Raw genomic sequence first — 7,966 nt, 5'->3', positions numbered from 1 at the left:
CGCCCGTCCCGTCTCGTCTCGTTGATCTGCGGCGTGTTGTTGTTATGGAGGCGCTCATAACAACAACACGCCGCAGGTCAACGGAGCGGGGGGTGGGTTAGGTGCGGTGGCGGAGGACGCCGTCTACTGCGGTGGCCAGTACTGGTAGGTCGCGTAGGTCGTCCTGCGGGCACTGCGTCGGGTCGGCGCCCAGGGCTACCCAGTCGGCGCGCATCCCGGGGCGCAGCACGCCCACCGCGTGGTCGTTGAACGCGGCGTAGGCGGCGTCGGACGTGTACATCCGCAGGGCGGCGTCCACGTCCAGGCGCTCGTCGGGGCCCAGCGGTCCGCCGCTCGGCGCGTGGTGGCGGGTCACCGCCTGCCAGATGCCGCGCAGCGGCTGGAACGGGGTGACCGGCGAGTCCGAGCCGCCCGCCAGCCGGACGCCCGCGCGGTGCCAGGTGGCCAGCGGCGTCGCGGCCGCGGCGGTCTCGCGGTCGAGCTGGGAGATGAGCCGGTCGGCGAACTGCTCCTGCATCGTCGGCTGGGTGGCCACGACCACGCCGAGCCGGCGGGCGTCGGCCATGTTCTGCTCGGACGGCGTCAGGTAAGCGTGGATCGCCTGGCAGCGCAGCGGCTCCACCGGGGCCACGCGGTTGGCATGGTCGAGGACGTCGAACAGCAGGTCGAGCGCCCCGCCGCCGACGGCGTGCACGCCCAGCGACCAGCCGTGCTCCACCAGGCCCGCCGCGAGCGTGCGCATCGAGTCGGGGTCGAGCAGCAGCTGGCCGTGGTCGCCGCACCGGCCGGGCCACGGCTCGCGCAGGTAGGCGGTGCCGAGCGAGCCGCCGCCGTCCAGGAACACCTTCACCGGGCCGAGGCGCAGCCGGTCGTCGCCGAAGCCCGACCGCACGCCGATGCCCGACAGCCGCGCGATCTCGTCCTCGACGGACGCGCCGGCGACGAGCAGCGGCATCGCGGTCACCCGCAGCGGTAGCTCGCCGTCCTCGCGCATGCCCTGGTAGGTGGCGAGCTCCTCGGTGCGCAGGCCCGGCTCGATCACTGACGTGAGGCCGGCGGCCAGGGCCTGCTCGGCCGCGGCGGCGATGCCGATGCGGCGGGTCCGGTCGTCCTGCGGCGGCATGTACCGGCGCACCAGTTCGATCGCCGGCGGCTCGATCAGCACGCCGGTGAGGCGCCCCGCCGCGTCGCGGCCGAGGCGGCCGCCGGGCGGGTCGGGCGTGCCGTCGGTCAGGCCGGCGATGGCCAGCGCGGCCGAGTTCGCCGCGCCCTCGTGGCCGCAGCGCAGGATCAGCACCGGACGGTCGGGGCAGGCGCGGTCGAGCTCCTCGCGGGTCGGCAGGCGCCGCTCGGCGACGTCCTCGATCTCCCACCCGTCGGACGACACCACCCACGGCGCCTCGGGGTGGGCGTCGGCCCAGGCGCGCGTCGCCCGGACGATGCCCTCGATGCTGCGCTCGCCCGCCAGGTCGAGCAGCACGTGCGCGAGGCCCGTCCACAGCAGGTGCATGTGGGTGTCGATCAGCCCCGGCAGGACGGTCGCGTCGCCGAGGTCCAGCACCGGCGCGTGCTCGCCGAGCGCGGCGCGGGCCTCGTCGAACGAGCCGGCGGCGGCGATGCGCCCGCCGCGGACCGCGAGCGCCTCCGCGCGCGGCCGCGCGGCGTCCATGGTGATGACGGAGCCGGCCCGGACGATGTGGTCGTCTGCATGATTCCTCATAACGATTGTATGTTATCAGGGCGGTTTGACCTGGCGGCACCGTTGACCTGTGAATCATAATGATGATAATCGTTCGACTTTAAGCGGCGCCTGATGCCGCGTCTCCGCTCAGAGGAGTGAAGCCATGATGGGAACGATTCGACGGCGTCGACTCCGGGTGGGCCTCGCGGCGCTCGCGGTCGGCCTGGCCGCCGCCGGGTGCGGTTCGGGGGGCGCCTCCGGCACGACCGACGCCGGGGGCGTGACCACGGTGAAGGTCGGCCTGATCCCGATCACCGATGTCGCCCCGCTGTACCTCGGCGTCCAGCAGGGGTTCTTCAGCGCCCAGAAACTCAAGGTCGAGCCGCAACTGGCCGCGGGCGGCGCGGCGATCGTGCCCGCCGTCGTCAGCAACAGCAACCAGTTCGGGTTCTCCAACAACGTGTCGCTGATCATCGCCAAGAGCAAGGGCGTGCCGCTGCAGGCGATCACGCCGGGCGTCGGCATCGCGCCGGACAACAACAAGGCGTGCCAGGTGCTCGTCCCGAAGGACAGCAAGATCCGCGACGTCAAGGACCTGGCGGGCAAGACCCTCGCGGTCAACACGCTCAACAACATCGGCGACGTCACGATCCGCGCCGCGCTGGAGAAGAAGGGCGTCGACCCGGAGGGCGTGAAGTTCACCGAGATCGGCTTCCCCGACATGGTCACGGCGGTCGAGACGGGCCGCATCGACGCGGCCTGGGAGTGCGAGCCGTTCGTCACCTCGCTGCAGGAGCGCGGTGCCCGGTCCGTCCTGAACAACTACTCCGAGACCCACCCGAACCTGGCGGTGGCCTCGTACTTCACCTCGGAGGCCTACGCCAAGAGCAACCCGGACGTCGTGCGGCGGTTCGACGCGGCGGTGCGGCAGTCGCTGGAGTACGCCAACGCCCACCCCGAGGAGGTCCGCAAGATCCTGCCCTCCTACGCCAAGATCCCCGCCGACCAGGCGGCCAAGATCAACATGATCGCCTGGCCGACCACGTTCCAGCGGGACTCGATCGAGGAACTGGTGCGGCTGACGCAGAAGTACAAGCTCATCGAGAAGCCGGTCAACCTGGACGACCTCATCCAGGAGCCGAAGGGCTGACATGACGAGAAGGTGGGCCGGACGGCGACGTCCGGCCCACCTTTCGCATGGTGCGATCGATCTAGATGGTCGCCTCCCGGCGGAGCTCCGCCGACATCTGCTCCCGGACGCGCAGCCGGTGAGCGCAACGGCCGACAGCGCCACGGGCCCGGCGCGGCAGGGCCTCGTGCTTGCCGGAGTGGTTGGTGCCGTCGGATGTGGTGGCGATGTTGATGATGCCCAGGTCCACTCCGGTGAACCCGTCGGGCACGTACTCGGGGGCATGGGGGACGTCGCAGGTGGCGTACAGGTAGAAGCGGCCGCCGCGCCACGCGGCGCCGCGAACCTTGCGGCCCGTAATTGCCGGCCTTCAGGTTCTGGGCAAGGGCGGCGTAGGCGCCCGCGGCCTTGCGGATGCAGTGAATCGCCGGCTGCGCCGACAAGCCCATCGCCTTTACCTCGTCGTACACCAGCCGCTGCAAGGCGGTCTTGCCTTTGACGCCGGTGGCGCTTCAACCTGCGTGCCTACGTCCAACATGTCTTCGCGGCCAGGATCGTGCGTGCAGCGGCCGACGGGAACGCCCGGACCGGCGCCTGGGCGCTGGGCAGGGAAGCGATTCCTCCCGGCCGCGAACGACCGGGATTCCTCATTAGAGCACGTTGAACATCTGCCTCACTCCGTTCGTTTCCCCCGCGTCAGCGTGCGGTGCCCATCACGGAGGCGGTGCCGAGGCCGGTGATGTCCACGTTGACGCGGCCCGGCGGGAACGGGGCCGCGGCGGTGGCGCCGCCGGCGAGGACGACGTCCCCGGCGCGCAGCGGCATTCCCTGGCGGCGGGCGATCTCCAGCAGCGCGGGCAGGGCCCGGTCGGGGTGCCCGAGGATGGCGGAGGTGGAGCCGGTCTCGACAACCTCGCCGCCGACGGTCAGCCGGACGGCGAGGTCGCCCAGGTCGGCGCCGAGCGGCTGCCAGGGCCCGACGACGAACCCGGCGGACGAGGCGTTGTCGGCGATCACGTCGGGCAGGCTGAACCGGAAGTCGCGGTACCGCGAGTCGATGATCTCCAGCGCGGGCGCGACCGCGTCGACGGGCAGTTCGTCGTCGTCGGGGGTCACGTCGCGGGCGATGCGGTAGGCGACCTCGGGCTCGACGCGTGGGTGGATGAAGCGGCCGAGCGCGACCTCGCCGCCGTCCGGGACGCGCATGGCGTCGGTGAGCCGTCCGACGATCACCTCGGACACGCCCATCTGCGCCATCTTCGCCTTGCTGGTGAAGCCGAGCTTGAGCCCGGCCGGCCGCTCGCCGCGGGCGAGGCGGCGGGCGATCACCGCGTCCTGGATCGCGTACGCGTCGGCGGGGGTGAGCCCGGCGGGGAGCTGCTCGACCGCGGTGGCGGTGTGCTGAGCGGTGTCCAGGCGTTCCGCCGCGCGGTCGAGTGCACCGGTGTCGGTGGTCATGTGGTGGCCTTCTCCGTCTGGGAGCCGCGCCGGTGGATGCGTCCGACCGGCGGGTATCCCACGTAGTTCTCACAGAAGTTCTTCATCGCCGACTCGGACGTGCAGACGTGCTTCAGCTCGGCGTGCTGCAACCGCCACTCCATCGGGCTGCTCGGGTCGTGGTGCAGCAGCGACGTCATGGAGCGGGAGAACTGCTGCGCCCGCCAGACGCCGCGGAGCGCGTCGCCGGAGTAGCGGTCGAGGGCGGCGTCGTCGCCGGACTCGTACCAGGTGCACAGCGCGTCGGCGAGCAGCCGGACGTCCGCGGCGGCGAGGTTGAGGCCCTTCGCGGCCGTCGGCGGGACGATGTGCGCGGCGTCCCCGGCGAGGAACAGCCGCCCGTACTGCATCGGCTCCACCACGAAGCTGCGCATCGCGGTGATGCTCTTCTTCGTGACGGTGCCCTCGGCGAGCGTCCAGCCGTCGTCGGTGCCGAGCCGCGTCCGGAGCTCGCTCCAGATGCGGTCCTCGGGCCAGGCGGCCAGGTCCTCGTCCGGCGGGACCTGCAGGTAGAACCGGCTGACCTCGCTCGACCGCATGCTGTGCAGGGCGAATCCGCGCTCGTGGCAGGCGTAGATCAGCTCGAACGTGGACGGCGGGACGTCCGCGAGCACGCCGAGCCAGGCGAACGGGTAGTCGTGCTCGTACGACGTCAGCACCCCGGCCGGGATCGATGTGCGCGACACCCCGTGGAAGCCGTCGCAGCCCGCGATGAAGTCGCAGGCCAGGACGTGCTCGGTGCCGTCCGCCGCGCGGTAGCGGACGGTCGGCGTGTCAGTGTCGACGCCGTCGAGGCGGACGTCGTCGACGTCGAACTCCAGCGGGAGCCCGGACGCGACCCGCGCCTCGATCGCGTCCCGGACGATCTCCTGCTGGCTGTACATCACGGCGGTGCAGCCGCCGGTCAGCTCCGCCATCGGGATCCGGTAGCGCTGCCGGTCGAAGCGCATCTCGAACGCGTGGTGGACGGCCGCCTCCCGGTTCATCCGGTCGGCGAGCCCGAGCTCGTCCAGGAGCCGGGCGGTGCGGTCCTCCAGCATGCCCGCCCGGATCCGGCCCTCCACGTAGGCGCGGGTCCGGTGCTCCAGGATCACCGCGTCGACCCCGGCGAGCTCCAGCATCCGGCCGAGGAGCAGGCCCGCCGGACCCGCCCCGATGATGGCGACCTGTGTTCGTTCCATGTCTCTCCCTGAGCACCGGGCGGCGCGAAGCGGGGTGGGGGTGGGGCTTCAGTAGGGCTGCAGGACGTCGCCGCAGCCGTTGCAGGTGCGGGCCTCGACGTCGTCGAAGAAGCGCTGGTACGCCTCGCCGACCGGGTCGGTCGAGTAGTCGGCGATGTGGCAGGACTCCTCGTGCAGGAACTCCCCGCAGTTCTGGCAGTACCACTGGAACCGGTCCAGCTCGCCGGGCCGGCGGAGCCGCTCGATCACGATGATGAAGGCGTCCGGGTCGAACCGGGGCGAGTGCGGGAGCCGGGACGGCGTGAAGATCGCCGACCCCTCCGGGATCACATCGACGACCTCGGTGCCGTCCGGCTGGCGGCTGTGCAGCCGCAGCTCGCCCCGGATCGTGTACATGACCTCGTCGCTCGGATTGAGGTGGAACTCGCTGCGGTACTCGCGTCCGCGCGCGACGAAGGCGAGGGACTCGCTCTCCTGCCACAGGACCTCGACGCGCTTGCCGCTCTCGCCGAGGCGCTCGGCGATCGCGTCGAGGTCGACGACCGGCATGCGGTACGGCACGGTCATGGCCGCTCCTCCACTCAGCTCTGCTCGGTGACGACGGCGGCGATGCACTCGACCTCGACGTTCACACCGGCGCGGTGCGGCGGCGCGTTGACGGTCGTGCGCGCCGGGAAGCTCTCGCAGTCGGCGAAGAACTCCCGGTAGGCCTGGTTGAACTCGGGGAACTGCGCGGCGTCGCGGAGGTAGCAGTTGCACTTGAGGATCGAGTCCTTGGTGCCGCCGGCGGCCTCCACGACCGCGAGCAGGTTGGTGAGCGTCTGCTTCACCTGCGCGGCGATGTCATCGGAGACGATCTCCCGGGTCGCGGGGTCCAGCGGGCCCGACCCGGAGCAGAAGATGAGGTCGCCGTGGACGATCGCCTGCGACAGGGGCGGGACGGTGCCCGCGGAGAAGCCGACCTTGGGCGCGTTGCTCGAACTGACCGAGATCTTCGACATGGCACTCCTTGCTCGACTGTGCATCCGACCAGCGGAAACCGGCGCGGACCGGGCGCGGTCCGCCGTTCGGCGCGACTCTAACCACCATATTGGTTAGAGTCAATGCCGCTTGATCAACTACCGTCCGCCGACCTGCGCGACCATCCGGAAGATTGTCAGCCGCGACCTAATCCATCATAATGGTTATCTGAAACTAGGCTCGGAGGAAGGCATGACACAGGCATGACACCGACGCACGGGCCCGCCGCCTCGGGGGCCCCTCGCGGAGCGGGCGGGCCGGCGGCCGTGGACGTCCACGCGCACGCGATGCCCATGCCGCTGCTCCGCCACCTCGCCGACAGCGGCCTCGCGGACCTGTCGCGGATCGACGCGGGCACGCTGCTGCTGGACCCGGCCGTGTCCGGGGTCGCCAAGGGCGCCCGGATCCCGCTGCCCGCCGACCAGTACGACGTCCCGCGCCGGCTCGCCTCGCTGGACGCGGCCGGCATCGACCTGCAACTGGTGGCGGCGCCGCCGTTCGTGTTCGGCTCGTCCTCGGACGACGGCGACCTCGTCATGGAGGTCACCCGCAGGTCCAACGACGCGCTCGCCGAGTACGTCGCGCAGGGCGGCGGACGGCTCGCGGCGCTCGGCACGGTGCCGGTGGGCCTGCCCGGAGCGGCCCGCGAGGCGGCCCGCTGCCTGGACGAGCTCGGCATGGCCGGGCTGACGGCCGGCACCTTCGGCGGGGGCCGCGAGCTGGACGACCCCGTCAACGAGGACGTGTGGGCCCTGCTCACCGAGCGCCGCGCCTTCTGCCTGGTGCATCCGAGCCGCGCGTCGTCCCCGGCCCGGCTCCGCGACTTCCACCTGGTGCAGCTGCTCGGCTATCCGGCGGAGACCGCGCTCGCCGCCGCCCGCCTGATCTTCGGCGGCGTGCTGGACCGGCACGACCCGGTGCTCTGCCTCGTGCACGGCGGCGGCTGCCTTCCCGGCCTGGTCCCCCGGCTCGACCTCGGCTGGACGCGCAAGGCCGAGTCGCGGACGATCCCGCACTCGCCGCGCGACTACCTGCGCCGGCTGTACTTCGACACCGCCGTCTTCGACGACACCGCGCTCCGCCGCCTGATCGAGGACGCCGGGCACGACCGCGTCCTGCTCGGCACGGACCTGCCGTTCGATCTCGCCGACGTCGACGCGGTCGCCGCGGTCCGGCGGCAGGGCCTGGACCCGGCGGCCGAGCGCGCGGTCCTCGCCGGGAACGCGCTGCGGCTGATCCCCTCCCTGCAGCAGTGGCACTGACGAAGGAGGTCCCGACATGCCGCTCGTCCAGATCAGCCTGGCCGCCGGCCGGCCGCCCGACCAGATCCGGCGACTGATCGCCGAGGTGCACGACGCGGTCGTGCGCGCCACCGGCACCGACCCGGCCCGCGTGCGGGTGCTCGTCCAGGAGCTCCCGCCGACGCACTGGGCCGCCGGCGGCGTCACGCTCGCCGAG

The 7,966-nt window shown here is 71.9% G+C and carries 9 protein-coding genes; 3 read left to right on the top strand and 6 right to left on the bottom strand.

Annotated features, from left to right (window positions below):
- Window positions 1-97: 97 nt before the first annotated feature.
- Complete coding sequence (locus tag E1284_RS36205; protein WP_131944664.1) at window positions 98-1,720, bottom strand: amidohydrolase; 1,623 nt, start codon at window positions 1,718-1,720, stop codon at window positions 98-100.
- A gap of 124 nt (window positions 1,721-1,844) precedes the next feature.
- Between E1284_RS36205 and E1284_RS36200 the strand changes: the two genes are divergently transcribed.
- On the top strand, window positions 1,845-2,831 hold the full coding sequence (locus tag E1284_RS36200) for an ABC transporter substrate-binding protein (RefSeq protein ID WP_131944663.1): 987 nt from the start codon (window positions 1,845-1,847) through the stop codon (window positions 2,829-2,831).
- Between the two features lie 61 nt (window positions 2,832-2,892).
- Here the strand turns inward: E1284_RS36200 and E1284_RS42730 are convergent, their stop codons facing one another.
- The 5 genes from E1284_RS42730 to E1284_RS36175 all read right to left on the bottom strand — a co-directional run bounded on the left by E1284_RS42730 (window position 2,893) and on the right by E1284_RS36175 (window position 6,489).
- Window positions 2,893-3,081, bottom strand: a complete 189-nt coding sequence (locus E1284_RS42730) for a hypothetical protein (RefSeq protein WP_207924147.1) — start codon at window positions 3,079-3,081, stop codon at window positions 2,893-2,895.
- 425 nt (window positions 3,082-3,506) lie between these two features.
- On the bottom strand, window positions 3,507-4,268 hold the full coding sequence (locus tag E1284_RS36190) for a 2-keto-4-pentenoate hydratase (RefSeq protein ID WP_131944662.1): 762 nt from the start codon (window positions 4,266-4,268) through the stop codon (window positions 3,507-3,509).
- Complete coding sequence (locus E1284_RS36185; protein ID WP_131944661.1) at window positions 4,265-5,488, bottom strand: 4-hydroxybenzoate 3-monooxygenase; 1,224 nt, start codon at window positions 5,486-5,488, stop codon at window positions 4,265-4,267. Before E1284_RS36185 ends, E1284_RS36190 begins: the two co-directional genes overlap by 4 nt.
- Window positions 5,489-5,536: 48 nt before the next feature.
- Window positions 5,537-6,055: a 3-hydroxyanthranilate 3,4-dioxygenase gene (locus tag E1284_RS36180; RefSeq protein ID WP_131944660.1), complete on the bottom strand. Its 519-nt coding sequence runs from the start codon at window positions 6,053-6,055 to the stop codon at window positions 5,537-5,539.
- 14 nt (window positions 6,056-6,069) lie between these two features.
- A complete protein-coding gene (locus tag E1284_RS36175; RefSeq protein WP_165965564.1) occupies window positions 6,070-6,489 on the bottom strand; it encodes a RidA family protein in 420 nt (139 codons plus the stop codon).
- A gap of 222 nt (window positions 6,490-6,711) precedes the next feature.
- Between E1284_RS36175 and E1284_RS36170 the strand changes: the two genes are divergently transcribed.
- Together E1284_RS36170 and E1284_RS36165 are read left to right on the top strand one after the other, a co-directional pair.
- Entirely contained in the window at window positions 6,712-7,770 is a 1,059-nt protein-coding gene (locus E1284_RS36170) for an amidohydrolase family protein (protein ID WP_131944658.1), read from the top strand.
- A gap of 16 nt (window positions 7,771-7,786) precedes the next feature.
- Window positions 7,787-7,966 (top strand): tautomerase family protein (locus E1284_RS36165; RefSeq protein ID WP_131944657.1); only part of this gene is annotated, 180 nt, incomplete at its 3' end.

The sequence above is a fragment of the Actinomadura bangladeshensis genome (genome assembly GCF_004348335.1).
Lineage (GTDB): Bacteria > Actinomycetota > Actinomycetes > Streptosporangiales > Streptosporangiaceae > Spirillospora > Spirillospora bangladeshensis.
This window is presented reverse-complemented; position numbering and strand designations above follow the sequence as displayed.

Excerpts from the sequence above, each read along its gene's own strand:
- E1284_RS36205 (WP_131944664.1), bottom strand. The coding sequence starts at position 1,720 with ATGAGGAATCATGCAGACGACCACATCGTCCGGGCCGGCTCCGTCATC.
- E1284_RS36200 (WP_131944663.1), top strand. The coding sequence starts at position 1,845 with ATGATGGGAACGATTCGACGGCGTCGACTCCGGGTGGGCCTCGCGGCG.
- E1284_RS36190 (WP_131944662.1), bottom strand. The coding sequence starts at position 4,268 with ATGACCACCGACACCGGTGCACTCGACCGCGCGGCGGAACGCCTGGAC.
- E1284_RS36185 (WP_131944661.1), bottom strand. The coding sequence starts at position 5,488 with ATGGAACGAACACAGGTCGCCATCATCGGGGCGGGTCCGGCGGGCCTG.
- E1284_RS36180 (WP_131944660.1), bottom strand. The coding sequence starts at position 6,055 with ATGACCGTGCCGTACCGCATGCCGGTCGTCGACCTCGACGCGATCGCC.
- E1284_RS36175 (WP_165965564.1), bottom strand. The coding sequence starts at position 6,489 with ATGTCGAAGATCTCGGTCAGTTCGAGCAACGCGCCCAAGGTCGGCTTC.
- E1284_RS36170 (WP_131944658.1), top strand. The coding sequence starts at position 6,712 with ATGACACCGACGCACGGGCCCGCCGCCTCGGGGGCCCCTCGCGGAGCG.